This window comes from Microbispora sp. NPDC004025, from assembly GCF_053604425.1.
In genome coordinates, this window is sequence record NZ_JBSGHN010000004.1 from 80,408 (window position 1) to 106,507 (window position 26,100).

At 71.3% G+C, this 26,100-nt stretch carries 26 protein-coding genes and 2 tRNA genes; 6 read left to right on the forward strand and 22 right to left on the reverse strand.

Annotated elements, in window-relative coordinates:
• Positions 1–3: 3 nt before the first annotated feature.
• The 6 genes from lipB to ACWEQG_RS12250 form a co-directional block, all read right to left on the reverse strand.
• Complete coding sequence (lipB, locus tag ACWEQG_RS12225; RefSeq protein ID WP_452284088.1) at positions 4–642, reverse strand: lipoyl(octanoyl) transferase LipB; 639 nt, start codon at positions 640–642, stop codon at positions 4–6.
• 55 nt (positions 643–697) lie between these two features.
• The gene (locus tag ACWEQG_RS12230) at positions 698–913 is read right to left on the reverse strand and encodes a PspC domain-containing protein (RefSeq protein ID WP_452284090.1); all 216 of its coding nucleotides are present in this window, start codon (positions 911–913) and stop codon (positions 698–700) included.
• A 105-nt stretch (positions 914–1,018) separates the two neighbouring features.
• The gene (locus ACWEQG_RS12235; RefSeq protein WP_363462566.1) at positions 1,019–1,816 is read right to left on the reverse strand and encodes an ABC transporter ATP-binding protein; all 798 of its coding nucleotides are present in this window, start codon (positions 1,814–1,816) and stop codon (positions 1,019–1,021) included.
• Positions 1,813–2,877, reverse strand: a complete 1,065-nt coding sequence (locus ACWEQG_RS12240) for a FecCD family ABC transporter permease (RefSeq protein ID WP_452284092.1) — start codon at positions 2,875–2,877, stop codon at positions 1,813–1,815. The genes ACWEQG_RS12235 and ACWEQG_RS12240 overlap by 4 nt, the downstream gene beginning before the upstream one ends.
• Positions 2,874–3,896, reverse strand: coding sequence for a FecCD family ABC transporter permease (locus ACWEQG_RS12245; protein ID WP_452284094.1), 1,023 nt, complete (start codon positions 3,894–3,896; stop codon positions 2,874–2,876). The genes ACWEQG_RS12240 and ACWEQG_RS12245 overlap by 4 nt, the downstream gene beginning before the upstream one ends.
• A gap of 35 nt (positions 3,897–3,931) precedes the next feature.
• Positions 3,932–4,975, reverse strand: a complete 1,044-nt coding sequence (locus ACWEQG_RS12250) for an ABC transporter substrate-binding protein (RefSeq protein ID WP_452284096.1) — start codon at positions 4,973–4,975, stop codon at positions 3,932–3,934.
• Positions 4,976–5,160: 185 nt separating this feature from the next.
• On the opposite strand from ACWEQG_RS12250, the gene ACWEQG_RS12255 reads away from it, so the two are divergent.
• Both ACWEQG_RS12255 and rho read left to right on the forward strand, forming a co-directional pair.
• A complete protein-coding gene (locus ACWEQG_RS12255; protein WP_363470744.1) occupies positions 5,161–5,739 on the forward strand; it encodes an LURP-one-related/scramblase family protein in 579 nt (192 codons plus the stop codon).
• A gap of 226 nt (positions 5,740–5,965) precedes the next feature.
• Positions 5,966–7,108 (forward strand): transcription termination factor Rho, encoded by a 1,143-nt coding sequence (gene rho, locus ACWEQG_RS12260; protein WP_452284098.1) that lies wholly within the window; start codon positions 5,966–5,968, stop codon positions 7,106–7,108.
• Here rho and ACWEQG_RS12265 read toward each other — a convergent pair.
• The 3 genes from ACWEQG_RS12265 to deoC all read right to left on the reverse strand — a co-directional run bounded on the left by ACWEQG_RS12265 (position 7,105) and on the right by deoC (position 10,592).
• The gene (locus tag ACWEQG_RS12265; protein WP_363470750.1) at positions 7,105–7,971 is read right to left on the reverse strand and encodes an aldehyde dehydrogenase family protein; all 867 of its coding nucleotides are present in this window, start codon (positions 7,969–7,971) and stop codon (positions 7,105–7,107) included. The two genes, rho and ACWEQG_RS12265, sit on opposite strands and share 4 nt — an antisense overlap.
• 212 nt (positions 7,972–8,183) lie before the next feature.
• Complete coding sequence (locus tag ACWEQG_RS12270) at positions 8,184–9,611, reverse strand: aldehyde dehydrogenase family protein (protein WP_452284100.1); 1,428 nt, start codon at positions 9,609–9,611, stop codon at positions 8,184–8,186.
• A gap of 15 nt (positions 9,612–9,626) precedes the next feature.
• Positions 9,627–10,592, reverse strand: a complete 966-nt coding sequence (gene deoC / locus ACWEQG_RS12275) for a deoxyribose-phosphate aldolase (RefSeq protein ID WP_452284102.1) — start codon at positions 10,590–10,592, stop codon at positions 9,627–9,629.
• A gap of 206 nt (positions 10,593–10,798) precedes the next feature.
• Here deoC and ACWEQG_RS12280 point away from each other — a divergent pair, with 206 nt between their 5' ends.
• Entirely contained in the window at positions 10,799–10,966 is a 168-nt protein-coding gene (locus ACWEQG_RS12280) for a hypothetical protein (RefSeq protein WP_363470758.1), read from the forward strand.
• Between the two features lie 130 nt (positions 10,967–11,096).
• Positions 11,097–13,988: a helix-turn-helix transcriptional regulator gene (locus tag ACWEQG_RS12285; protein WP_452284104.1), complete on the forward strand. Its 2,892-nt coding sequence runs from the start codon at positions 11,097–11,099 to the stop codon at positions 13,986–13,988.
• An 11-nt stretch (positions 13,989–13,999) separates the two neighbouring features.
• On the opposite strand, the gene ACWEQG_RS12290 is transcribed toward ACWEQG_RS12285, so the two are convergent.
• The 10 genes from ACWEQG_RS12290 to ACWEQG_RS12335 all read right to left on the reverse strand — a co-directional run bounded on the left by ACWEQG_RS12290 (position 14,000) and on the right by ACWEQG_RS12335 (position 18,716).
• Positions 14,000–14,569, reverse strand: coding sequence for a TMEM165/GDT1 family protein (locus tag ACWEQG_RS12290; RefSeq protein WP_452284106.1), 570 nt, complete (start codon positions 14,567–14,569; stop codon positions 14,000–14,002).
• A gap of 221 nt (positions 14,570–14,790) precedes the next feature.
• The gene (locus ACWEQG_RS12295) at positions 14,791–15,840 is read right to left on the reverse strand and encodes a UDP-N-acetylmuramate dehydrogenase (RefSeq protein WP_452284108.1); all 1,050 of its coding nucleotides are present in this window, start codon (positions 15,838–15,840) and stop codon (positions 14,791–14,793) included.
• A gap of 39 nt (positions 15,841–15,879) precedes the next feature.
• Entirely contained in the window at positions 15,880–16,224 is a 345-nt protein-coding gene (locus ACWEQG_RS12300) for a hypothetical protein (RefSeq protein ID WP_452284110.1), read from the reverse strand.
• 41 nt (positions 16,225–16,265) lie between these two features.
• Entirely contained in the window at positions 16,266–16,694 is a 429-nt protein-coding gene (locus tag ACWEQG_RS12305) for a MaoC family dehydratase (protein ID WP_363470773.1), read from the reverse strand.
• Position 16,695: 1 nt separating this feature from the next.
• Positions 16,696–17,145 carry a MaoC family dehydratase N-terminal domain-containing protein gene (locus tag ACWEQG_RS12310; RefSeq protein WP_182907225.1) on the reverse strand — a complete coding sequence of 150 codons (450 nt, stop codon included), beginning with the start codon at positions 17,143–17,145 and terminating at the stop codon, positions 16,696–16,698.
• Positions 17,146–17,337: 192 nt separating this feature from the next.
• Entirely contained in the window at positions 17,338–17,502 is a 165-nt protein-coding gene (gene rpmG, locus ACWEQG_RS12315; protein WP_036325591.1) for a 50S ribosomal protein L33, read from the reverse strand.
• A 79-nt stretch (positions 17,503–17,581) separates the two neighbouring features.
• Positions 17,582–17,655 (reverse strand) — tRNA-Met (locus ACWEQG_RS12320).
• 178 nt (positions 17,656–17,833) lie between these two features.
• Positions 17,834–17,906 (reverse strand) — tRNA-Thr (locus tag ACWEQG_RS12325).
• Between the two features lie 105 nt (positions 17,907–18,011).
• On the reverse strand, positions 18,012–18,455 hold the full coding sequence (locus ACWEQG_RS12330; RefSeq protein WP_452284112.1) for a hypothetical protein: 444 nt from the start codon (positions 18,453–18,455) through the stop codon (positions 18,012–18,014).
• Positions 18,456–18,497: 42 nt separating this feature from the next.
• The gene (locus ACWEQG_RS12335; RefSeq protein WP_452284114.1) at positions 18,498–18,716 is read right to left on the reverse strand and encodes a transposase; all 219 of its coding nucleotides are present in this window, start codon (positions 18,714–18,716) and stop codon (positions 18,498–18,500) included.
• Between the two features lie 144 nt (positions 18,717–18,860).
• On the opposite strand from ACWEQG_RS12335, the gene ACWEQG_RS12340 reads away from it, so the two are divergent.
• Positions 18,861–19,481 (forward strand): hemerythrin domain-containing protein, encoded by a 621-nt coding sequence (locus ACWEQG_RS12340; RefSeq protein ID WP_452284115.1) that lies wholly within the window; start codon positions 18,861–18,863, stop codon positions 19,479–19,481.
• On the opposite strand, the gene ACWEQG_RS12345 is transcribed toward ACWEQG_RS12340, so the two are convergent.
• Positions 19,462–22,779 carry a BTAD domain-containing putative transcriptional regulator gene (locus ACWEQG_RS12345; protein WP_452284117.1) on the reverse strand — a complete coding sequence of 1,106 codons (3,318 nt, stop codon included), beginning with the start codon at positions 22,777–22,779 and terminating at the stop codon, positions 19,462–19,464. The two genes, ACWEQG_RS12340 and ACWEQG_RS12345, sit on opposite strands and share 20 nt — an antisense overlap.
• 28 nt (positions 22,780–22,807) lie before the next feature.
• On the reverse strand, positions 22,808–23,320 hold the full coding sequence (locus tag ACWEQG_RS12350) for a C40 family peptidase (protein ID WP_452284119.1): 513 nt from the start codon (positions 23,318–23,320) through the stop codon (positions 22,808–22,810).
• Between the two features lie 207 nt (positions 23,321–23,527).
• On the opposite strand from ACWEQG_RS12350, the gene ACWEQG_RS12355 reads away from it, so the two are divergent.
• Positions 23,528–23,860 carry an STAS domain-containing protein gene (locus ACWEQG_RS12355; protein WP_452284121.1) on the forward strand — a complete coding sequence of 111 codons (333 nt, stop codon included), beginning with the start codon at positions 23,528–23,530 and terminating at the stop codon, positions 23,858–23,860.
• Positions 23,861–23,873: 13 nt separating this feature from the next.
• Here ACWEQG_RS12355 and ACWEQG_RS12360 read toward each other — a convergent pair whose 3' ends face one another.
• Complete coding sequence (locus ACWEQG_RS12360) at positions 23,874–26,042, reverse strand: transglycosylase domain-containing protein (protein WP_452284123.1); 2,169 nt, start codon at positions 26,040–26,042, stop codon at positions 23,874–23,876.
• Positions 26,043–26,100 lie beyond the last annotated feature (58 nt).

Here is a 26,100-nt window from a genome sequence, read left to right on the forward strand (position 1 = left end):
GCGTCAGGAGGCCTCGAACGCCTCCGCGACGACCGGGCGGGTCTCCTCCATGGAGGCCCGTCCGAGCTCGCGGGCGATCGAGGTCATGTCCACGTCGGGCATGCCGCAGGGGATGGCGAGGTTCCACGGCGTGAGGTCGCCGTCCACGTTGAGCGCGAAGCCGTGACTGGTGACGGACCGGCTCGACCGCATGCCGATCGAGACGATCTTCCGCCCGGTGTCCCGCGTCCACACTCCGGTCAGCAGCTCCGACCCGGGCGGGGTGTCGCGGCGCTCGGCCGGGACACCCATCCGGGCCAGCGCCTCGACCAGTCGCAGCTCCACCTCGCGGATGTAGTCGACCACGCCCTCGCCGTCCCGCAGCTTCACGATGAGATAGCCCACCAGCTGCCCGGGGCCGTGATAGGTGAGCTGCCCGCCGCGGCCGGTCGGCACCACGGGGATGCCGGCCGACGGGTCGGGCAGGTGGGTCTCCAGCGTCCGCTTGCCGACCGTGAAGACCGGCGGGTGGCTGAGCAGCCACAATGTGTCGGGCCGCGCGTCGTCCTGCCGTTCCTCGACCAGCGCGGCCATCCGCTCCATGGCCTTCTCGTAGTCGACCAGCTCGTCCTGGATCAGCGTCAGGGGCCGTTGCCGCATCATCGCTCACCTCTTCCGATGTGAGCATAAACGCGCCCGCGCCGTGCGGCGCAGCCGCCTACCTGCGTCCGTACGAGTAGTCGTAGTCCGCCGACGTGGGGGCCGGGGCCTTGGGGAAGAGCACCCACATGATGATGTAGGCCACGAACTGCGGGCCCGGCAAGATGCACGACAGCAGGAACAGCAGGCGTACGACCGTCGGCGACATGCCGTACCGGTCCGCGATACCCCCGCAGACGCCAGCGATGATCTTGTGCTGCCTCGATCGGTACATCGATCGGCTCCTTTCGTCATCCTGTTCAACGGACGGCCTCACAAGTCACGTTCCGCGAGGAACCCTGAGAAAACCCCGATCCCCCGACCCTGAGGTGACAGGGACCTATCCGCACTGCCAGGGCGCGCCCGGCACGACCAGCGGACCGCCCGTGACCGGGTCGGACACCACGACGGACGTGAGCCCGAAGACCTCGTGGACCAGATCGGCGGTGATGACATCGCCCGGCGCACCCCGCGCGACGATCCGTCCCGCCTTCATGGCGATGAGGTGGTCGGCGTAGCGGGCGGCCTGGTTGAGGTCGTGCAGGACGGCGACGACCGTCCGGCCACGCTCCCGGTTGAGCCGCCGGACCAGGTCGAGCACCTCGACCTGATGCGCGATGTCGAGGTAGGTCGTCGGCTCGTCCAGCAGCAGGAGGTCGGTGTCCTGGGCGAGGGCCATCGCGATCCAGGCCCGCTGCCGCTGGCCGCCGGACAGCTCGTCGACCGGCCGCTCCGCGAGATCGCCGGTCGCGGTGCGCTCCATGGCCTCGCCGACGGCCTTCTCGTCCGCCTCCGTCCACTGCTGCCACCATCTGTGGTGTGGCTGCCGCCCGCGCGTGACCAGTTCGGAGACCGTGATCCCCTCCGGCGGCACCGGGGTCTGCGGCAGCAGCCCGATCTTCTGCGCGACCCGCTTGGTGGGGATGCGGGACAGCTCGGTGCCGTCCAGCAGGACCGCGCCGCGTCGCGGCTTGAGCAGCCGGCCCAGCGCGCGCAGGAGGGTGGACTTGCCGCAGGCGTTGGGCCCGATGATGACGGTGACCTGCCCGTCCGGGATCTCCAGGTCGAGGCCGTCGACCACCGTGCGGTCCTCGTAGGTGAGCACGAGCCCTTCGGCCCTCAGACGGTTGCCGGTCATGCGGCGCCTCCGGAACGGCTGCGAGTGCGGACGATCAGCCACATCAGATACGGTGCGCCCACCGCGGCGGTGAACACGCCGACCGGCAGCTCGATCGGGGAGAACAGCGTGCGGGCCAGCAGATCCGCGACGGCCATGATCAGGGCGCCGGTCAGGGCGGAGCCGGCCAGCGGGATCTGAGCGGTGCGGGTGAGGCGGCGGGCGATCTGCGGGGCGAGCAGCGCGACGAAGTCGACCGGGCCGACCGCGGCCGTCGCCACCGACGCCAGGGCGACGCCGAGGACGATCAGGCACAGACGGACCCGGCCGAGCCGTACGCCGAGAGCGGTCGCCGTATCGTCGTCGAACGACACGGTGCGCTGCGCCCGGGCCGCCCAGAGCAGCGCCGGCATCAGCACGAGCCCGATCAAGGCGAGCGGCACGGCGTGGTCGTAGCCGCGGCCGTTGAGCGATCCGGTGAGCCAGACCTTGGCCTGCTGGGCCACCAGGTAGTCGCCCTTGGTCACGAACAGCTGCGTCAGGGAGCCGAGGGCGACCGAGATGCCGATGCCGATGAGCACGAAGCGGGCGGCGTGCAGGCCCTTGCGCCAGGCGAAGACGTAGACCAGCCCGGCGGCGGCCATGCCGCCGAGGATCGCGACGTACGGCAGGGTGGTGTGCGCGGTGAGGCCGAAGGTCATCGCGGCGACGGTCGCCGCGCCCGCGCCCTGTGTCACACCGATCACGTCCGGGCTGGCGAGCGGGTTGCGGGCCACGGTCTGGATGAAGCCTCCGGCGAGGCCGAAGGCGGCGCCGGCCAGAAGACCGACCACGAGGCGGGGCATCCGCAGGGTGCCGACCACGAACTCGTCGGGGCTCGGCCGCCCCCCTCCGCCGGCAGAGGAGAGCACGCGCACGACCTCCGCGGGACTGACGAAGGACTCGCCGACGCACAGATAGACGACGGCGGTCACCGCGAGCGCCGCGCCGAGCACGGAGGCGACGAGGGTCGCCCTGCGGTGCAGCAGGAAGCTGCCCCGCCCCGCGCGCAGGACGGAGAAGCCCGTGGGGCGCACCCTCACGCCGCCACCACCGCCTTCCTCCGTACCAGCGCGATCAGGAACGGCACACCGAGCAGTGCGGTCATGACGGCCACCGGCACCTCCGAGGGCGGGAAGACGACGCGGCCGAGGACGTCCGCGACCAGGATCATCACGGGACCGAGCAGGGCCGCCGCGGGAAGCACCCAGCGGTGGTCGGTGCCCACGAGCGCTCGCGCGATGTGCGGGACGGCCAGGCCGGTGAAGGCGATCGGACCGGCGGCGGCGACCGCGACGCCGGTGAGGACGGTCGCGCCAAGCCCTCCGAGGATCCGCAGCAGAGGGACGTTGTGGCCGAGCCCTCTGGCCACGTCCTCACCCAGCGCGAGCGCGTCCAGTCCCCGGGCCGTCGCGGCGACCAGCAGCAGTCCGGCGAGCAGGAACGGCCAGGTCTGACCGGCGATCTCGACGCTCCGGCCGCTGATCGAGCCGACTTGCCAGAACCGGAACTCGTCCAGGGCCCTGGCGTCGGTCGTCACGATGCCGGAGACCACGGAGGCGAGCAGGGCGTTCATCGCGGTGCCGGCCAGAGCGAGCTTGACCGGGGTGGCGCCGCCGCGCCCGCCGGCGGCGATGATGTGGACCGCGACCGCCGCGATCCCGCCGCCCGCGAAGGCGAACCACACATAGCCGCTGAGCGAGTGCACTCCGAAGAACGTGATCGCGCACACCACGCCCACCGAGGCGCCCTGGCTGACGCCCAGGATGCCGGGCTCGGCGATGGGGTTACGGGTGACGCCCTGCATGACCGTACCGGCCACGGCGAGGGCGACGCCGACCATCACCCCGATGAGGGTGCGAGGCGCCCGCAACGACCGTACGACCTGGGCGTCGTCGCCCGCGCCGCCGTGCAGCAGGGCGTCCACCACCACGCTCGGCGCGATCTGACGGCTGCCCAGCGCGAGGCTGAGCAGTACGGCGAGGACCAGCAGCCCGGCGAGGAGCAGCAGGAGCGCGGCCCCGGCCGTCCGGCCGACGCGCCGTCGGGTGGCACGCGACATTCGTTCGCTTTCTGGGAGTACGGGACCACGTGCGCCTATCGGGCGAGGTACCTGTCCAGATCCGCGACGACCTCCATGGCGGCGGTGACACCGAGGCCGAGGTACCAGGTCTCGTCCGGAACCTCGTAGGCGTGGCCGGCCTTGACCGCCTTGAGGTTCTTCCACAGCGGGTTGCCCTGGACCGCCGACTTGTCGGTGGCCTTCGGATCGCCGTAGACACCGGTGAAGATGACGTCCGCGTCCGCCTGGTCGATGTTCTCCGCGCTGACCTCGGCAGCGAGGTCGGGGATGTTCTGGTTGTCCGGGCGCGGGATGCCGGCGTCGTCGAGGATGGTGCCGATGAAGGAGGCCTTGGCGTAGAGGCGGATCAGGCCGTCGGGCAGGAAACGCACCATCGAGACGACGGGCTTGTCGTCGCCGAGCTTCGCGCCGAGGTCCTTCACCGCGCGGTCGTAGTCGGCGAGTTTCGCCCTGGCCTCCTCCGTCTTGTCGAAGGCGGCCGCGTTCAGCAGGTAGTTCTCCTTCCAGGTGAAGCCGGGGCGGATGGAGAAGACGGTCGGGGCGATCTTCGACAGCTCGTCGTACTGGTCGGCGGCGCGCAACTGGCTGCCGAGGATCAGGTCCGGGCGCAGCCCGGCGATCGCCTCCAGATTGAGGTTGTTGATGGTGCCGACGTTCTTGGGGATGCCGGCGTCCTGCTTCAGGTAGGACGGCAGTTCGGGTGACCCCTCGCTGGGCGCGAAGCCGACCGGCTTGACGCCCAGGGACACGACGTTGTCGAGCTCTCCGACGTCCAGGACGACGACCCGCGTGGGCGGGGCCTTGATCTCGGTCGTGCCCATGGCGTGGGTGAGGGTGCGCGGCCACTCGCCCGGCTTCGCGTCGGTGCCCATCGCAGCGGTCTTGGCGGCGGCGGTGCCGAAGTCCGCGCCGCCCTTGGCGACGGCCTTCTTGGCGGCCTCGCCGGCGGGCTTGCCCGCGTCCGCGCTCGTGCCGGAGGAGGTGCCGCAGGCGGCCAGGGAGAGCGCGACCGCGACGGCGCCGATACCGAGACCGATACCGCGGTGCCGGAGAAACATACAGGGGCCCCCTGCTCGACAGTAAAGATTAGGTAAGGCTTACCTTATAGGCATTATCCCTGTTTTCATCAAGCCCGAAAACTGTGGCCATGGTCACCAGCGGGTCGATTGAGGGGTGTCCGGCTGGTGATCTTCCGCCGGAAGAGGGCATATAGGGAGGCAACAGACCGTCTTTGGAGACTCATATGGATATAGCGACCTTGCAGGCGCAGAGCCGCCTGTACCTGCGCCAGAAGATCACCATGATGGTGAACAGGTACGTCGTCCATGTGGCTCTCCCCGACGGGTCGGAGGGCGAGGCCGTGGCGTTCGCCGAGCAGAAGCGGATGGCCCTCAAGGAGCAGGTGACTCTCTACACCGACGAGTCCCGGCAGGCGACTCTGGCCGGTTTCAAGGCGCGCAAGGTCCTCGACCTCGCCGGCGAGTACGACGTCGTCGACCACGGCGGGGCGTCGATCGGCATGTTCCGCAAGGACTTCGGCCGGTCGCTGCTCCGCTCGACCTGGCATGTCCAGCAGCCGGGGCTGCCGACGCTGACCGGCCAGGAGCGGAACCTGGCGGTCGCCCTGCTGCGCCGGTTCTCCGACTCTCTGGAGTGGCTGCCGTACCACTTCGACTTCAGCATCGGCGCCTCGATCGCGTTCTCCGTCGACCGCAGGTGGGGGCTGCGCGACCGGTACGCCATCGAGATCCGCGATCCGCGCATCGACCGCCGCCTGGTCATCGCCATGGCCGTGGCGCTCGACGCCCTCCAGTCCCGATAGATCTCGAGGAATCGCCGCGACAGGTGAGACTGTTATAGTCGAGGAAAGCCGTATGGTTCTGGCTCCATCTCGAGCCCATACGCGCACAGCATGCCTGGTCGACTGCCTGGTCAACCGTCATCGTCCAGCTGAACGAGACGCCGCGCCGGGAGCCCCACGCTTCACTCCAGCCGGATGAACGCGCCACGCGCGAACTCCCCCAGACCTTTCTCAGCCTAGGAGTCCCATGACCACCACCACTCTCAGCGTTCCCAAGCCGCGCAGCGTCTCCCGCGCCACGTCGGCCCGTACGAAGAACACCCGGACCACCGAGGTCACCGGCCTGCTCGACCGGGCCGGCCGGAACACGGTCATCCGTACCAACGGCTACCTGCCCGGCCCGAAGGACGTGGCCGTCCCGGCCGCCCTCGCGGACGCGCTCGACCTGCGCCGCGGCGACCACGTCCGCGGCATCGCCCAGAACGGCACGCTCACCTCCGTCACGACCGTCAACGGCGGGCCGGCGGGCGCGGCGCGGCCGGACTTCGCCGACCTCGTGCCGATCCACCCCGACGAGCGGCTGCGCCTGGAGACGGCGCGAAACGTCCTGGCCACGCGCGTCATCGACCTGTTCGCCCCGATCGGCAAGGGCCAGCGCGGCCTCATCGTCGCCCCGCCGAAGGCCGGCAAGACCACGCTGCTCAAGGCCGTCGCGAACGCGATCGCGACCAATCACCCCGAATGCCACCTCATGGTCGTCCTGGTGGACGAGCGGCCCGAGGAGGTGACCGACATGCGCGAGTCGGTCCGGGCCGAGGTGATCGCCTCGACCTTCGACCGGGCGCCGCAGGACCACATCACCGCGGCCGAACTGGCCGTCGAGCGGGCCAAGCGAATGGTGGAGACGGGCCGTGACGTGGTCGTGCTCATGGACTCGATCACCCGCCTCGGCCGGGCGTACAACATGGCCGCGCCGAGCGGCGGGCGCGTGCTCACGGGCGGCATGGACGCCCGTGCCCTGCACCTGCCCAAGAAGGTGCTCGGCGCCGCCCGCAACATCTCCGGCGGCGGCTCGCTCACGATCCTCGCCACCGCGCTCGTCGAGACGGGCTCGAAGATGGACGACATCGTCTTCGAGGAGTTCAAGAGCACCGGCAACATGGAGCTGAAGCTGAGCCGGAGCCTGGCCGACCGCCGTGTCTTCCCCGCCGTCGACGTCGTCGCCTCCGGCACCCGCCGCGAGGAACTGCTGCTCCACCCCGGCGAACTGCCGCTGGTGTGGCGGCTGCGCCGGGCGCTGCAGGACCAGGAGGCGTTCGACCGCTTCCTCACCACGCTGAAGAACACGGGCACGAACGCCGAACTCCTCCTGGCCCTGGCGAAGGGCTAGATCCCGATCGGATGCCAGACGGTCTTGGTCTCCAGGAACGCCGTCATCCGCTCGATGCCGGGGTCCGCGAGCCAGTCCACGGGACCGGCCGGCGGCCGGAGCACCCGCTTGAGGTTCTCCGCGGCCAGTTCCTCACACGTGACGGCCAACTCGGCGTCGGCGCCCGTCAGGTCGATGCCGTTGACGTCCATGTGGCCAGCCAGCCAGGGGGCGATCTCGGCGGCCGAGCCGGTGAGGATGTTCACCACCCCGCCCGGCAGGTCGGAGGTCGCCAGCACCTCGGCCAGCGTGATCGCCGGCAGCGGCGCCCGCTCGGAGGCGATCACCACGCAGGTGTTGCCCGTCACGATCACCGGGGCGAGCACGCTGACCAGCCCGAGCAGCGGTCCCCCCTGCGGGGCGACCACGGCCACCACGCCGGTCGGCTCCGAACTCGACAGGTTGAAGTACGGCCCGGCCACCGGGTTCGCCGACCCGAGCACCGCCCCGATCTTGTCGGACCAGCCCGCGTACCAGACCAGCCGGTCGACCGCCGCGTCCACCATCCCGCCCGCCTGCTTGGCCCCCACGCCGCCTACAGCGGTGATCTCCGCGACGAACTGCGCGCGGCGGCCCTCCAGCATCTCGGCGATCCGGTACAGGATCTGACCCCTGTTGTACGCCGTGGCGCCCGACCAGCCGGGGAACGCCTTCCGCGCGGCGCCGACCGCGTCCCTGGCGTCCTTGCGCGAGGCCCTGGCCGCGTTGGCGAGGAAGTCGCCCTTGGAGGAGGTCACCTCATACGACCTTCCGCTCTCCGAACGCGGGAACGCGCCCCCGATGAACAGCTTGTACGTCTTGCGCACGGCCAGCCGCTCACTCATCGAAACTTCCAATCTCCAGTGGACGGGCCGGCTGGTAGGTCTGACCGCACCGGCACACGCCGCCGCGGTGCGCGAACCAGCCGTGCCGTACGGCGAAGCGGCCGGAGCGGCGGCCCCGGGAGAAGCCCTCACCCGCCCCCGCGCGGACACGGCGGACGAGACGGCGGCGACGCCCGGAGTCGCACCTGCAGGCCGGGCGGCCGGCTGGATGATCACACCGCAAGGTAGGCCTCCAGACCGTGCCGCCCGCCCTCGCGGCCGTAGCCCGACTCCTTGTAGCCGCCGAACGGCGAGGTGGGGTCGAACCGGTTGAACGTGTTGGACCAGACGACGCCGGCCCGCAGCCGGGACGCCATCCACAGCATGCGCGAGCCCTTCTCGGTCCACACGCCCGCCGACAGCCCGTACGGCGTGTTGTTGGCCTTCTCCACCGCCTCGGCGGGGGTGCGGAAGGTCAGCACCGACAGAACCGGCCCGAAGATCTCCTCCCGGGCGATGCGGTGCGACTGGGCCACGCCGGTGAAGAGGGTGGGCGGGAACCAGTAGCCGCGGTCGGGGATCGGGCAGGCGGGCGACCACCGCTCGGCGCCCTCGGCCTCCCCGGCCTCCGACAGCTCGCGGATCTTGGCGAGCTGCTCGGCCGAGTTGATCGCGCCGATGTCGGTGTTCTTGTCCAGCGGGTCGCCGAGCCGCAGCGTGCCGAGACGCCGCTTGAGCGCCTCCAGCAGGTCGGCCGCGACCGACTCCTGCACCAGCAGCCGGGATCCGGCGCAGCAGACGTGGCCCTGGTTGAAGAAGATCCCGTTGACGATGCCCTCGACGGCCTGGTCGAGCGGCGCGTCCTCGAACACGATGTTGGCGGCCTTGCCGCCCAGCTCCAGCGTGAGCTTCTTGCGGGTGCCCGCCAGGCTCCTGGCGATGAGGCGGCCGACCTCGGTCGAGCCGGTGAAGGCGACCTTGTCCACGCCGGGGTGGTCGACGAGCGCGGCGCCCGTCCCGCCCGCGCCGGTGACGATGTTGACGACCCCCGGCGGCAGGTCGGCCTGACGGCAGATCTCGGCGAACGCCAGCGCGGTCAGCGGAGTGGTCTCGGCCGGCTTGAGCACGACCGTGTTGCCGCAGGCCAGCGCGGGAGCGATCTTCCAGGCCAGCATGAGCAGCGGGAAGTTCCACGGGATGACCTGCCCGGCCACGCCCAGTGGACGGGGATCGGGGCCGAACCCGGCGTACGACAGCTTGTCGGCCCAGCCCGCGTAGTAGAAGAAGTGGGCCGCGACCAGCGGAAGGTCCACGTCGCGGGACTCCCGGATCGGCTTGCCGTTGTCGAGCGTCTCCAGGACGGCCAGCTCACGCGCTCGCTCCTGGATGATCCGGGCGATCCGGAACAGGTACTTGGCCCGCTCCGCGCCCGGCATGGCCGACCACACGGGGAACGCCTTGGCGGCGGCCTGGACCGCGCGGTCGACGTCGGCCTCCCCCGCCCACGCGACCTCCGCCAGCACCTCCTCGGTCGCCGGGTTGACGGTCTTGTGGCGCTCCTCGCCCTGCGGCTCGACCCACTCGCCGTTGATGAACAGGCCGTACGACGGCCGGATGTCGACGATGTCCCGCGACTCGGGCGCGGGTGCGTATTCGAACATGCCTCAGTCCAGCCCTCAGTCCAGCGTGAAGTAGTCGGGACCGGCGTACCGGCCGGTGGCCATCTTCTGTCGCTGCATGAGCAGGTCGTTCAGCAGCGAGGAGGCGCCGAGGCGGAACCAGTCGGGGTCCAGCCAGTCCGGCCCGGCGGTCTCGTTGACCAGCACCAGATACTTGATCGCGTCCTTGGTGGTGCGGATGCCGCCGGCGGGCTTCACGCCCACCTTTCGGCCGGTCGCGGCCAGGAAGTCGCGCACGGCCTCCAGCATGACGAGCGTCACCGGGAGGGTCGCGGCCGGCGACACCTTGCCGGTCGAGGTCTTGATGAAGTCCGCTCCGGCGATCATCGCCAGCCAGGAGGCCCGCCGCACGTTGTCGTACGTCGCGAGCTCGCCGGTCTCGAGGATCACCTTCAGATGAGCACCCTGCCCTTCCTGCGCGCCTCCGGCACGACCGCAAGCCTCCTTGGTGGCGACGATCTCCTCGTACACCTTGAGGTAGTCGCCGGCGAGGAACGCGCCGCGGTCGATGACCATGTCGATCTCGGCGGCTCCGGCGGCCACGGCGAGGCGGGTCTCGGCGACCTTCACCTCCAGCGACGACCGGCCGCTGGGGAAGGACGTGGCGACGGACGCCACCTTCACCCCCGACCCGGCCAGCGCCTCGACGGCGGTCGCGACCAGGTCGGGGTACACGCAGACCGCGGCGACGGGCGGCACGGAGGAGTCGGCGGGGTCGGGCCGCATCGCCTTGGCGCACATGGCCCTGACCTTGCCGCGGGTGTCCGCGCCTTCGAGGGTGGTGAGGTCGACCATCCCGATGGCCATGTCGATGGCCTGCTTCTTGGCGGTCGTCTTGATGGATCGCGTGCCCAGCATCGCGGCCCGGGCGTCGGCGCCGACCCGGTCGACCCCGGGAAGTCCGTGCAGGAACGCCCGCAACGTCGAGGGTGAGGAGGCGACCTCCGCGAGCGGAGTAGTCATAGTTGGCACGGAACCAGCATCCCCGACCAGCCGGATTGATTCCAAACCCGGAGACCCCCGGCGCTCCTAAGGCATCGCCTTAGAAGCCTTAGAAGTCCTACGCCGCCGGCCCATGCCAGAGATAGGGCATCCGCCCGATGTGCCGCACCACGCCTTAGACCGAACCTTGAGGAGTACGGAAAGAGACCCGAACAAGGAGACACGAGATGGGTCCGGAACTGCAGTACCAGGTAATCCTCAACCGGGCGGCCGAGCTCCAGGAGGAGGCCGCCGGCCACCGGCGCGCCCGCGAGGCGCAGGCGGCGCTGAAGGGCCGGCAGCGCTCCGGCCAGCGCCGGCTGCGTGCGGCCTTCGGCAAGCTCCGCACCTCATGAGACGCGTACGAAGGCCCGGCCGGACCCTCCCTCCCGGCCGGGCCTTTGCGCCCCCTTGAGCCGTCGTGAGCCCCGCCAGTCAGTCAGATCTGACCGTAAAACCAGGCGAACCGACGTAAAGGGTCATGACATGCTTGACGACATGACACGCCGGGCGGTGAGCCCCGTTTTCGTCGGGCGGGGCGCGGAGTTGGAGACCCTGGGCGAGGCCTACGACCAGGCCCGCAAGCAGGCCACCGCGGCGGTTCTCATCGGTGGCGAGGCGGGCGTGGGGAAGACCCGCCTCGCCGTCCGGTTCGCCGAGCAGGCCGCGCAGGACGGCGCCCACGTGCTCGTCGGGGGCTGCGTGGAACTGTCCGCCGAGGGCCTGGCGTACGCGCCGTTCACCGCCGCGCTGCGGCAGCTCGTCCGGGAGTGCGGGGCGGCCGAGGTCGCCGCCCTGCTGCCCGACGGCGCCGCCCGCGACCTGGCGAGGTTGCTGCCCGAGTTCGGCGAGCCGAGCGGCGACGGGGAGACCGAGTCGGCCCGCGCCCGGCTGTTCGAGCTGATCCTCGCCCTGCTGGAACGTCTCGCCGAGCGGCGGCCGGTGGTGCTCGTCATCGAGGACGTCCACTGGGCCGACCGCTCCAGCCGCGACCTCATCGCCTTCCTCAGCCGCAACCTCAGGTCGGCTCCCGTTCTGATGGTCATGACGTACCGCTCGGACGAGTTGCACCGCACCCATCCCCTGCGGCCGGTGCTGGCCGAGCTGGGGCGGGTCGACGGCGTGGTCCGGGTGGAACTGCCCCGCTTCACCCAGGACGAGGTCGCCGAGCAGATGGCCGGCATCCTCGGGGTGACCCCCGAGTTCGCCAAGGTGGACCGGGTCTTCGAGCGCAGCGGCGGCATCCCGCTGTTCGTGGAGGCGCTGCTCGACTGCGGCGACGAGTGCTCGTTCCCCGACTCGCTGCACGACCTGATCATCGGCTCGGTCGAGCGGCTGCCCGAGGAGACCCAGCGGGTGCTGCGGATCGCCGCCGCCGGGGGCGTGCGCGTCGGGCACGACCTGCTCGCGGCGGTCGGCGGGCTGTCCGACGTGGACCTGGAGAACGCGCTGCGGCCGGCCATCGCCGCCAACGTGCTGCAGGTGGCCGACGGCGGGGCGTACGCGTTCCGGCACGCCCTGATCCGCGAGGCGGTCCACGACGAGCTGCTGCCCGGCGAGCACGCGCGGATGCACGCGCGGTACGCCGAGGAGATCGACCGCGACCGCACCCTCGTGCCCCCCGGCCGTGCGGCCATCGAGATCGCTCACCACTGGTACTCCGCCCGCGACGACCTGTGGGCGCTGATCTCGGCCTGGGAGGCGGCGGAGAAGGCGGCCAAGTCGTTCGCCTACACCGAGCAGATCCAGCTGCTCGACCGCGTGCTGACCCTGTGGGACAAGGTCCCCGACGCCGCCGAGCGCATCGGGCACGACCACTGCACCGTGCTCGAGCGGGCCTCCGAGGCGGCGTACGTCGGCGGCGACATGGAGCAGGGCACCAAGTACGTGCGCGGCGCCCTGGCGGAGCTGGACGAGCGGACCGCCCCGGCACGGGTGGCCGAGCTGCTGGTCCGCCTGGCGAACATCAAGATCCAGAAGGGCAAGACCAGCGGGCTGGAGGAGTTGCGGCGCGCCGAACGCCTGGTTCCGCAGCCCGGCGACATCCGCACGCTCGTGCTGACCCGGCTGGGCACGGTGCTGATCAACTCCGACGAGATCGCCGAGGGCACCGCGCTCACCGAGGAGGCCCTGCGCACCGCCCGCGAGAAGGGCGACGAGGTCCAGGAGGCCGACCTTCTGATGAACCTCGCGCTCGGACACTCGATCAACGGCGACCTGGAGACGGCGTTCGCGATGAACGAGCGCGCCCTGGCGATCGGCACCCGGCTCGACTCACCCCGCATCACCCTGCGCGCCCTGGCGAACAACGTCGACGCCCTCGACAACCTCGGCCGCTCGGAGGAGGCGGCGCGGCTCGCGCTCGAAGGCGAGAAGCTCGCCCGGCGGTTCGGCAGGTTCCGCCACCAGGGCACGTTCATCGCCAACAACCGCGCGGAGGCGCTGGAGTCCCTCGGCCGGTGGGACGAGGCCATCGAGATCATCGAACGGTCGATGACGATGGGGCCGACCCTGCGCAACCGCTGGCACATGCTGCGGGTCCGGGCGGACATCGCGATCGCGCGCGGCGAGGAGGACCTGGCGCAGGACATCCTCGCCGAGGTCGGCGCGTTCTCCCCAAACCAGGACGGGCAGACGCAGGAGTGGACGAACAACACCCGCCTGGTCGTCGCGTGGCACCTGCTGCGCGGCGAGCCGCTGCAGGCCCTGGCCGTCCTGGAGACGGCGCTGGACGACCCGCCGCGGTCGGGCAAGGCGATGCTCGCCGGCCGGCTGCTCGCGTCGGTCCGCTACGTCTGCGACGCGGCGGCGCCGGTCGCCCCCGAACAGGTCGAGCGCGTACGCGCCCTGGGCGACCGTCTCGCCGAGAACCTGGGGGACGGGCCGGTGGACGAGGCGTTCGGACTGGTGTACCGGGGTGAGTTCGACGCCGCGGCCGAGGCGTGGCGGCGGCTCGGCCGTCCGTACGTGCGGGCCAAGGCGCTGCTGCACGGAGCGATGGCCGCGGCCGCGAGCGGCGACCGCGACGGGGCTTCGGCGCGCCTGCGTGAGGCATCCCCGCTCGCGGTCGAGTTGCGTGCCACCCCGCTGGTCGCGCAGATCGAGACGCTGGCCCGCCGCGTCGGCGCCCCCCTCTCCCGTTCCACACCGTCCGGTCCCACACCGCCGGAACCCGTACGGCAGACCGACCTGACCCCCCGCGAGCTGGAGGTGCTGCGCCTGGTGGCGGCCGGGCGCAGCAACCGGGACATCGCGGCCGAGCTGTTCATCTCGGCCAAGACCGTCAGCGTGCACGTGTCGAACATCCTGCCCAAACTGGGGGTGTCGACCCGGGGCGAGGCCGCCGCCGCGGCCCATCGCCTGTCTCTTCTCGACTAGGCGATCCTCGCTCAGGCGAACAGAGGCTCGATCAGCAGCAGCACGCCGAAGACGGCGAACGCGGCGGCCGCGCCATACTTGATCCACTTCTCGGGCAGCCGGGTGCCGAGGAACCGGCCGACCAGGATGGCCAGCGCGTCGGCGGCGACCATGCCCACGGTGGAGCCGACCCACGTGCCGAACCAGCCGTGCTGGGTGGCCAGCGTGATCGTGGCGAGCATGGTCTTGTCGCCCAGCTCGCTGAGGAAGAACGCCACGGCGACGGCGATGAACGCGTTGCGGGTCGTCTTGGCCGCCTTGCCCTTCTCCTCCTCGGTGAGTTCGTCGCCGCGCAGCGTCCAGGCGGCGAAGGCGAGGAACGCGACACCGGCGATGATCGAGATCGCGGTGGTGGGGAGGGCGTCGCCGACGAGCCGGCCGAGGCCGACGCTGAAGAGGTGGACGAGCGCGGTGGCGGCGGTGATGCCGGCCAGCACCGGCCACGTCTTGAACCGGGTCGCGAAGGTCAGGGCCATGAGCTGGCTCTTGTCGCCCAGCTCGGCTACGAAGATGACGACGAGGGAGATCCAGAGGGCTTGCACGGGTCGCCTTTCGTCCCTTTCGAGGGGAATTTGCGACCGGGCCGCCGTACAACACCCGGGGAGTTCGGGCACGACTTCGGCCCGGCAGCATGCGGTCATGACTGTCGGGCCGAAGGTCTCGTCCGCCACGAGGGCTCCACGACCGGGCGGACGAACCGCCAGTGTGTCGATCAGTGGATTTCGGACTACTCCCCTTCGGTGTTGTCCTAGTTTAACCCGAGCTAAAGACTTACTCCCACCAGCACGGGCTCGTTGACGAGCCACACTCCGAACTTCTCGTGCACGCCGTCGCGCACCTCGCGGGCCAGCGCCAGCAGTTCGTCCGCGCCGGCCTCGCCGGTCGGGTTGGTGAGGGCCAGCGTGTGCTTGGTCGAGATGCGGGCCCGCCCCTTCTCGTAGCCCTTGGGGAAGCCGGCGTTCTCGATCAGCCACGCCGCCGGGACCTTGACCGTGCCGTCGGGCATGTCCCAGCGCGGGTGTCCGGGGGCCCGCAGCGCCAGGGCCGCCGCCTCGTCCGGACCCAGCACGGGGTTGGTGAAGAAGGACCCGGCGCTGCGCGTGTCCGGGTCGCCGGGGTCGAGGACCATGCCCTTGCCCCGCCGCAGCCCCAGCACCCCCTCGCGCGCGTCGGACAGCGGCACCCGCTCACCGAGGTCCACACCGAGGCGGACGGCCAACTCCCGGTACGCCACGGGACCCGACAGCGGCGAGCGCTCCAGGGCGTAGGTGACGGCCAGCACCACGTGCCGGCCCGGGTCGTGCTTGAACGCGCTGTGCCGGTAGGCGAAGCCGCACTCGGCCGCCGTGAGGTCCCGCACCTCGCCGGCGATCCGGTCGTACACGCGGACGCCGGTGACGGTCTGCGAGACGTCCTGGCCGTACGCGCCGACGTTCTGGATCGGGGTGGATCCCACCAGCCCGGGAACGCCGGACAGGCACTCGACCCCTGACCAGCCCTCGGCGACGCAGCGGGCGACCAGGGCGTCCCAGTCCTCCCCCGCCTGCACGGTCACCCGCACCCGGTCGTCATCGGAGGTCACCTCGACGCCCCGGGTGGCGACGCGCACCACGAGCCCGTCGAACCCGTCGTCGGACACCACGAGGTTGCTGCCGCCGCCGAGCACCAGCACGGGCTCGCCCGCGCGGTCGGCCTCTGCCATGGTGGCGACCAGCTCGTCCTGCGTCTCCGCCTGCGTGAACGCCCGGGCCGGTCCGCCCGTCCGCAGTGTGGTGTACGGGGCGAGCGGCACCCCTGCCAACCGGTCAGCCATCGGTCTCCTCGCACGCGGAACGTCCGACGAACAGGATAGCTATCCGCGGTCCTCGCGCTCCGCCTCGGCTATCGACTCGTCGATCCTCGACGTGGCCGAGCTGCCGTCCCACAGGAGCTGGGAGGCGACCATCGACGGCTCGCCCGAGGGGGTCAGCGCGGTCTCGATCGTCCCGCCGGGCGCGACGTCCTGCTCGACCTCGTCGATCTCTTCGGGCCCGGCGGCCTGGGCGGCCCGCCTGGCGTTCTCCACTCGCGGCCGCGGCATCCCGCCGCCGTGGGCGTCGCCCGCCTTGCCGGGGTCCTGGGTCTGTGCGGCGACGCCTGCGACGTCACCGGTCCGGTCCGCTGCGTTGTCCCGATCTGGGTTGTCTCGATCGCTCACGATCCGACCGCTACCCAGCACCGCCGCGGTCAATCGGCCGGTCAGGCGAGCTGGACCACCGCGCGGGCCTTGGACAGGACGCGGGAGTCGCCGGACTTAGCGGTCAGCGCGACGACGACCCGCTTGTCCTCGCGCTTCTCCTCGACGATCCCGCTGATCGTGATCGTCGCGCCGTTGTCGTCGTCCGGCACCACGACCATGGACGAGAAGCGGACGCCGTACTCCACCACCGCGCCGGGGTCGCCCGCCCAGTCCGTCACGAACCGGCCGCCCTGCGCCATCGTGTACATGCCGTGCGCGATGACGTCGGGCAGGCCGACCGCCTTCGCGTACCGCTCGTTCCAGTGGATGGGGTTGAAGTCGCCGGAGGCGCCGGCGTACCTCACCAGGTCCACCCGGCGGACCCGGTACTCGACGGCCGGGATCTGCTGGCCGGCCTCCACCTCGTCGTACTTGACCGTCGCCGCCATGTCAGGCCGCCCCTCCCCGCTCCACGATGACGTTGTAGGTCCGGCAGACCAGCTCGCCGGAGGTGGTGGAGACGTCGCTGCGCAGAGTCAGGAACTCGTTGCGCCCGACGCTGCGGATCTCCGCGATGGTCGAGGCGCACACCAGCTCGTCGCCCGCGTGGATGGGCCGCTCGTACTCGAACCGCTGCTCGCCGTGCACCACCATCGAGAAGTCGAGCCCGAGCTCGGGGTCGGCGAGCGCGTCACCGGTCCCGAGAAGGCTGAACACGATGGGGAACGTGGGCGGCGCGACGACGTCCGGATGTCCGGCCGCCACGGCGGCCTGCCTGTCGTGGTAGATCGGGTTGGAGTCGCCGATCGCGGTGGCGAACTCGCTTATCTTCACGCGGCTGACCTCGTAGGGCGCGGACGACGCGTACGTCCGCCCGACGAAATCACGGTTCAAAGCCATCGGGCCGGGCTCCTTCTGCTGAGCGGGTAGGCCGTACCGTAACAGAACCCGGAATCGAAGTGCGGACACGACAAACCGGCGTCCCCGTGGGGGAACGCCGGTGTCGGAAGTGCGATGGGGTTCCGAAGTGATGCCTGCGCGGGACCGCGCCGCGTGCCGGAGCCGCGTGCCAGAACCGGCCGCGTGCCGAAACTAACGGGTCTCGCGGTGCGCCCGGTGCGTCTTGCAGTTGGGGCAGTACTTCTTCAGCTCAAGCCGATCCGGGTCGTTGCGCCGGTTCTTCCGCGTGATGTAGTTGCGGTGCTTGCACTCCTGGCAGGCCAGCGTGATCTTCGGCCTAACGTCTGTGGCAGCCACGTGGGAGTGCCTTTCTGCGTTCGGGACTACTGGACAACCCACGCCGGGGCCGCCTTGTGCAGGTGACCCGGGAGGGTAGTAGCGGAGGCCGGACTTGAACCGGCGACACAGCGATTATGAGCCGCTTGCTCTGCCTGACTGAGCTACTCCGCCTCGGCCGGAAACTGGATCCGGCCACGCAAGGATACCCGACCTGTACGGCTATTCGCGCATCGGGATCAGCCATGATCGAAGTCGGTCTTCCCCTGGAGATGAGGCATCCCCACCAAGCCGAAAGCCCCACCCGGCAGCATCAGTCAGAAACACTGCTTGGATAGGACTTCTCGACTAGAGCCCCCAAACGGAATCGAACCGTTGACCTTCTCCTTACCATGGAGACGCTCTGCCGACTGAGCTATAGGGGCGGGTCCGCCAGCCGCTCTCGCGTTGCGGACAGGTGTAACCATACACGGCCACGGCGGCCTACGCGAATTCGAATCACCCCGCGCCGCGGGCCGCTCAGGGCGCGCTCAGGGTGTCGGCAGGACCCCGGACAGGTCGGCCTCCGGCCGGTGCCGGACGGGCACGTCGGCCGTGACGGCGTAGCGGCTGAAGTAGCCCTTGCCCTTGACCGGGATCACGCTGCTCAACGTCACCGTGGCGTCGTACGGCGCGTCCGCGCACTCGGGCAGGCACCAGGTGCCGCTGAGCTTGCCCGCGCCGGTCGCCCGGGTCGGTCCCCAGGTCCGCCAGGTGACCGCGCTCATCGTGCTGAACTCCGAGAGCACGAGGTTCGCCGGCCGCTGGTCGGGCCTGCCCCGCTCGGAGTCCCGGAAGTTGAGCACGTACACCGGCGTCTCGGCCACGGGCTCCGTGGGCGCCGACCCGCAGCCGCCCAGTGCGGCGGCGAGTGCGGCGGCGAGCGCGGCGGCGAGTGCGCTGACGGTGACGAGCAGACGGGCAGGCAGGCGCATCGATTCCCCCTCGGCACTGTGAGTGCCCAGGGCCCGCGCCTGTTACGCCTGTGACCTGGCTACCTGACGGGCGTCGCCGGTCCGGGCGGTCAGCGGGATCACCTCGCACAGGTCGGCGAGGTCGACATACCGGGCGACTTCCTCGACCGACAGGCAGTCGGCGACCACCTGGCCGTGGCGCCGCACCCGCAGCACCTGGCGGTCACGGCGGTACGCGGGAACGATCTCGTAACCGTCCGGTCCCACCCATCGGCTGTCCATGACGGAACAAACTATCGGGTTTTCCCCACGCCTATCTCTCGTCCCACAAGAATCGGCCTTAAGTAGGGTCTTAACCGACCCCAAGTGCCCGGCCGCACAGTGAGCGTGACACACCGCCGTTCCCCCGCTCACGAAGGGCCCCCGATGTCCGACACCCCCAACCTGCTGGGCTTCCGTATCACGCACCGGGCGATGCGGGCCGACTCCCGGCGCCTCGCCGACGTCACCGCCGAGATCGCCGCGGGGCGGCAGCCGTGCGGGCCGGAGCGCGCCGCCGCCATCCGCGAGTACGTCACCAAGCTGTGCCGCGGCATCCACCACCATCACAAGGCGGAGGACGACCGTCTGTGGCCCCTGCTCGTCCGGTCCGCGGGCGCCGAGGTGGACCTGAGCGAGCTGAGCGAGGACCACTCCGAGCTCGACCCGCTGCTGGAGGAGATCCAGTCCGTCGCGGGCGACCCGGCCGAGCTGGCCAAGCCGCTGCGCCGGCTGGCGGACCTGCTCGACGAGCACATCGAGGAGGAGGAGCGCACGATCTTCCCGATCATCATGCGGCACGTGTCCGGCAAGGACTGGGAGGAGCTGGAGCAGTACGTCCGCAAGGGCGGCGACGTGCGCTTCGAGCTGCCGAGGATCGAGCAGCACGCGCGGCCGGAGGAGATGGCGGAGCTGCGCGCGCTGGCCGGGCCCGTCCTGGTCGTCATGCTGGCGGTGCTGCGCCGCGCCCACCGGCGCCGCGAACGCCTCATCTTCGGCGCCGCGTGAGCGCCGCGTCGTCAAGCCCGCGGCGGGCGGCCTCCTCCCAGTGCGGGGAGCCGACCTGCCGGGCGACCTCGGCGGCCCGCAGGTAGTGGGTCTCGGCGTCGCCGGGCCGCCCCAGGAACACCGCCAGGTCGCCGAGCGTGTGCGCCACCGGCCCCAGCGTGACCGAGCCCGAGTGCAGGCCGGCCAGCTCGCCGTCGTACGGCAGGAGCAGCCGGTAGCACTCCCCTGCCACCTCCGGGTCGTCCAGCTTGATCGCGTTGTCCGAGCGGAGAGCCATGAACAAGAGCCAGTAGTAGTCCCGGCGAGGGGCGCGTACGGGAGCCCAGGCCGCGCGGGCCTCCTCCGGGCGGCCGGCGCCGGTGAGCGCCCGCGCGTACAGCTCGCCGGCGTCCTGCGGCAGGCGTTCCCACAGGGCGGCGAGCTCCTCGACCGAGTCGTGGACCCGTCCCGCCGCCAGCTTGACCACGAAGCGGCCGACCACTCCCACCATCGCGCCGTTGGCGTCACCGGTGCTGGCCAGCTGCTCCCCGAGCTGCGAGTAGACGCTCTCGGCCCGCTCGAACTCCCCCCTCACCAGCAGGCGCAGGGCGTCGAGGAAGCCGAGGATGCCGAGGGCCAGGCCGAGCTGGCCGCTCGTCGACAGCTCCATCGCCTTGTCGGCGTGCCGGCGCGCCGTCGTCCAGTCGTTGCGGCCCAGCGCGACCATGAGCAGCGAGAAGTGGCCGAGCGTCTGATAGCCGAGGAGCCCTGCGGCGGCCGAGGCGGCCAGCAGATCGTGCCCGAGCCTCTCCAGTTCGTCCCGCTTGTCGGGAGTCAGACAGACCCAGTAGCGGCCGTTGAGCGCCATGCACCGCAGCCGGGGGTCGCCGAGGGCGTCCGCGATCGCCAGCGCCTCCCCACTGGCCGCCTCGATGCGCTCCGCGTCGTGTCCTTCGAGCACATGGCAGAGGGCGACGAGCATCCGGCAGCGCAGTTCCCCGGCCTCCGCGGGCAACGACTCCTCGATCGCCCGGATGAAATCGGTGTCGAGCACGCGGTCCGGCTGGATGGTCCAGATGACCGGCGCGTCGAGCGAGGACACCGCCCGCGCCACCGCGTCCCGTCCGCCCATCCGGCGGGCCACCGCCAGCGCCCTCGTCCGGTTGCGCACCGCCGTGATCACGTCGCCCGCGTGCGCCTGCGCGGACACCAGACGGCACAGGAGGTCGAGGCGGACGTCCCGATGCGCGTCGTCGGTCCCCTCGCTCAGCAGGTCGAGCGCGCCCAGCGCGCCCTCCAGCAGCGCGGCCGCCTCCCTGTGGGCGTAGAGCGCGGCCGCCTGCCCGGCGGCCCGCGCCGCGTACTCGGCGGCCGTGAGGGCGGTCGCGGTCGTCGCGGCGGCGAGCGCGTGGTGCCCGAGCGCCCCCACGTCGCCGGGGCGCACCCGCTCCAGCGCCGTCAGGACCTTGCCGTGCATCCGCGCCCGGCGCAGCCGCGGGATGTCCTCGTACAACGTCTCGCGGACGAGCACGTGGGCGAACCGGACACGGCCGGGGCGCGGCTCCTCCAGCAGCCCGGACAGCACGCCCGTCTCCAGGCCGTCGAGCACCGTCTCCTCGTCCGCCCCCGGCAGGGCGACCAGCACGTCCGCGTCGGCCTCGCGGCCGAGGACGGCGGCGGTGCGCAGCGTGGTCTGCGCCGTCGCGGGCAGCCGGGCGAGGCGGCGGCGGATGAGGTCGCGCACGCCGGGCGGCAGCGCGTGGGCCGCCGTGGGGCCGTCCACCGCGAGCAGCCGGGCCGTCTCGGTGACGAACAGCGGGTTGCCGCCGGTCCGCTCGGTGATCGTGCGCACCGTGGCCTCGTCGACCTCCGTGCCGGAGCGTGCCATGAGCAGACGGGCCACCTCCGGCTCGGCCAGGCCGCCCAGGGTGATGTGCTCCACCGTCTGCACGGCGAGCGCCGCGGCGGTGGCCGTGAGGTCGTCGCACGCCTCGGCGGGCCGATGCGTCAGCAGGACGAGGACCGGCGTCCGGGTCAGGCGGCCCGCCAGGTGACGCAGGAGCTGAAGGGTCTCCTCGTCGGCACGGTGCACGTCCTCCAGCACGATCAGCAGCGGTCCCGGCACGCCCTCCAGATAGTCGCCCGCCGCCCGCGCCAGCCAGAACTGGCCCACGGGCGCCGCGTCGTCGGTCAGCAGCGGCGCCAGCCGGGCCGCGGTCTCGGGCTCGGGCGGGCAGGTCGCGGACAGCTCCCGCAGCACCTCGCTCCACGCCCAGGCGGGCGGCACGCCGCCGGTCGTCTCGGGACAGCGGCCGACCACGGTCTGCCAGCCGTCCGCGGCCAGGCGCCGCACGAGCGCGTCGGCCAGGGTGCTCTTGCCCGAGCCCGCCTCGCCGCCGAGCCACACGATGCGGAACCCGGCCCCGCCCTGCTCGGCCGCGGCGGCCAACCGCGACAGCTCCGCCGTACGGCCGACCATGCGGGGGGAGACGGGGTCCGGGGCGGGAGCGGGAGCCGGGATCACGAGCTCCGGAACCACAGGCTCCGAGACCAGCGGGGCGGCGTCGAGCGACTCGGCCTGCGCGAGGATGTCCGACTCCAGCGCGCGCAGGGCGGGCCCGGGGTCGACGCCGAGTTGCTCGGCGAGCAGGGCGCGCGTCCGGCGCAGGGCCGCGAGCGCCTCCCCCTGCCGCCCGGCCCGGTAGTAGGCGAGCGCGAGCAGCCGTACGGCGTTCTCCCGCAGGGGATGCGCGGTGAGATGACGCTCCAGCTCCGGGACGACCTCGGCGTGCCGGCCGAGCGCGAGCCCGGCCTCGGCGCGGTATTCCACCGCGACCGCCCGCAGCTCGTCCAGGTGGACCACCTCGGGGAGGGCCCACTCCTCCTCGGTGAACTCCGCGTACGCCGGGCCGGTCCACAGCGCCAGGGCCTCGTCCACGATTTCGAGCGCGTTCGCGGGCCGCCCCTCGGCGAGCAGGCCGGCGGCGGCCTCGACCAGCCGGGGGAAGCGCCAGGCGTCCACGTCGCCGGGCTCCAGCGCCAGGCGGTATCCGGGGGGAGCGCTGACCAGCACGCGGGCGGCGGCGCGGGGGGCGCGGTCCGGCTCCAGGGCCCGCCGCAGGTTCGACACGTAGACCTGGAGCGCGGCCAGCGCGCGCGGCGGCGGCTGCCCTCGCCACAGGTCGTCGACGAACCGGTCGGTCGACACCACGTGCCCCTGGGCGCCCACCAGCCGGGCCAGCACGGCGCGCTGGAGCGAGGTCCCGAGGTCCGCGGGGCGCCCGTCGACCTTTGCCGCAATCCGCCCCAAAACCCGCACTTTTACCATGACGGAGCAAGCATAGGGATCAGGCCGGATAGTGGTAATAACCGAGCAGGTCGTCCAGAACGTTCACGTCGTCCATGCGGATCCGCGTCCCGGTCGCGAACGCGTTGATCATCTTTCCTCCGCCGACGTACACCCCGACGTGGTGGGTCCTGCCCGGCCTGCCGTAGAAGACCAGGTCGCCGGGTCGCGGCACGCCGACCCGGCGCAGCCTGCGGAGGTGGTCGTCGGTGTTGCCGGGGCCGAGCACGTCGTCGCCGAAGGCCAGGCCGTACACCCAGCGGGTGAACCCCGAGCAGTCGAAACCACGCGTCCGGCCCGCCGGGCAGGGCTTGATCGAGCCGCTGTAGCCGCGGCACGTCCCCTTCGACGGTCCCGGCCGCGCCGCGTGCCCCCCGCCCCACGAGTACGGAAGGGAGCCCTGCGCGGCGTACGCGACGGCGACGGCCCGGGACAGTTCCTCGTCGAGCGGCGCCGATCCGGCGGCGGCCAGCGCGACGATCCCTCCGATTAGCAGCCGGCGCTTAACCCCCATGAATCGGGACAATAGCCACCCGTCTTTTTAATGACCATAGAAGCTTTACCCCACTCGATCGACGCGCCGAATGGGGATTGTTACTCTGAGTGCGGCTCAGCTCGTACGTTCATCGGCGTGTCGGTCGAAGCGCTTCGTCGGTCGCCCCGGACCTCCCGTCCCGTTCCCCGGTGGTCCCCGGCGCCAAGGAGAGCGAAGGGAACCACCGTGGAGACGTGGACGGCACAACCCTCTTCCCCCACCCGCTGGTGGGTGCTGGGGCTGCGCGGAGAGCTGGATCTCCACGCGGTGCGGCACCTGCGGGAGCCGCTGCGCACGCAGATCGAGGCCCGCGGCCCGTGGCTGGCCATCGACCTGAGCGAGGTGCGGTTCATCGACACCACGGGCGTGGGGCTGCTCGTGCGTCTGGTGCACAACCTGCGCGAGAGGGACGGCGACCTGGCGCTCATCGCGCCTGGCGGCCAGGTGCTGCGCATCCTGCGCTGGACCAACCTGACCCGGCTGTTCCGCGTCCTCGACACCGCCGACGCCCTCGATTAGCCGACGCCCTCGATCAGTCGGGCAGGATCTGCACCGGCGTGTCGCCGCCTCCCGTCGGGCCGTCGCCGCCTCCCGCCGGACCGTTGCCGCCTGTCGGAGGCGTCACGGACACCAGGCCCCGGCAGCTTCCGCCGCAGCCGCCGAACCGCTCGGCGTTGATCGGCGTGAACTCCGTCGCGGGCACGCCGCGCAGCGCCCGCAGCATCGTGTCCTTCCAGATCGGACCGGGGATGCTGGCGCCGAACACCGAGCCGTAGTAACGACCGCCGATCGTGACGCCGTTCAGCTTGTACTTCGACGTGCCACGGGGGTCGCCGAGGCTGACCGCGCCCGCGAGGTCGGGGGTGAACCCGGCGAACCAGGCGGAGGAGGACATGTCATTGGTCCCCGTCTTGCCCGCCGCATCACGGCCGATGCCCCCCACCGGCGACATCGTGCCCTTGGTGAACACGCCCGACAGGATGTGCGCCGCCGCGTCGGCCACCTCGGGATCGAGGGCCTGCCGGCACTTCGGCTTGTAGTCGGTGCTCTTGCCGGTGCTGTCGGTGACGCGGGTGATCGCCATCGGCGCGCAGTACTTGCCGCGCGCGCCGATCGCGGCGTACGCGGTGGCCACGGTCACCGGGTCCATCTCGTTGATGCCGAGCGTGAACGTCTCGACCTCGTGAAGCGCGGCGCCGTCGGCGCGGTGGATGCCCAGCGACTTGGCCGTCTTGACCACCTCGCAGAGCCCGACGCGGCGCTCCAGCTCCATGAAGAAGGTGTTGACCGAGGCCCAGGTGCCGGTCTGCAGGGTCTTCCAGCCGGGCGACCCCTCGTCGTTGGTAACCGTCCAGCGGGTGTCGCCGACCGCGTCGCCCGCGCAGCTCTCGAACGCCGAGGGGGAGGGCGCGGTGTAGCCGGCGCCCGCGCTGAAGCCGTCGCTGATCTTCATGCCCTGCTTCAACGCGGTGAGCAGGGTGAACGTCTTGAACGTCGAACCGGCCTGGAAACCGATGCCGCCGCCGTGCGCGACGTCGGCCACGAGGTTGTAGGACATCTGGTGCTTGCTCTTGCGCGTGCCGTACGGGCGGCTCGCGGCCATCGCCTTGATCGCTCCGGTGCCGGGCTGGACCAGCGCCTCGGCGGCGACGGGGTTGTCGGACGGGTGGACCCACTTGCTGATCGCCCTGTCGGCGGCGGCCTGCATCGTGGGGTCGATCGTGGTCCTGATGGTCAGCCCGCCGCGGTTGAGGAACGCCAGACGCTGCTTGGCCGTCTTGCCGAAGTCGGCGTTGTTGAGGATCTCGTTGCGCACGTAGACGCAGAAGTACGGGTATTCGCTCGACTCGCAGCCGCCGGGCAGCGGAGTCCCCTTGTAGCCGAGCCTGGCCTTCTTCGCCTCGGCCGCCTGCTCCTCGGTGATCTTGCCGAGCTCGGCCATCCGGTCGAGCACGACGTTGCGCCGTTTCAGCAGCCGGTCGCGGCTGGTCTTGCCCAGGTTGGGGTCGGTGGCGTTGGGGTCCTGCACGGCCCCGGCCAGCGTCGCCGCCTGCGGCAGCGTCAGCTCGCTCGCGCTGATCCCGAAGAACCGCTTGGCCGCCGCCTCGACGCCGTACGCGCCCGCGCCGAAGTAGGCGATGTTGAGGTACTTCTCCAGAATCTGGTCCTTGGAGTACTTCTTCTCCACGCCCATCGCGTAGCGCAGCTCGTTGAGCTTGCGGGCGTAGCTGGCCTCCAGGGCCTTGTTCTTCTCCTCCTCGGTGTCGGCGGCGTTGAGCAGCACCTGCTTGACGTACTGCTGGGTGATCGAGGATCCGCCCTGGGCCACCCCGCCCGACTGCAGGTTCTTCGCCAGGGCGCGGACAGTGCCCTCGATGTCGATCGGGCCGTGGTCGTAGAACCGGTAGTCCTCGATCGAGATGATGGCGGTCTTCATGATGTCGGCCATCTCGTCGAGCGGGACGACCTCGCGGTACTGCTCGTAGAAGCGCGCGATCTCGCGGCCCTTCACGTCCTGGATGACCGAAACCTGCGCCAGCGGGGGTTCGGCCAGGTCCCGGGGCGCGAGGCCCACGTCCTCGACCGCCGACACCAGTCCGACGCCCGCGCCTCCCACCGCCGGCAGCGCGATGCCCGCGACCAGCACGCCCGCCGCCGCTCCCATGGCGGCAAGGCGCAGCACCTTCCCCGTGGCGTTCACTAGATCCTCCCCCAAATGGCTATAGACAAGGTTATGGGGCCGTAAAACGCGATCGACC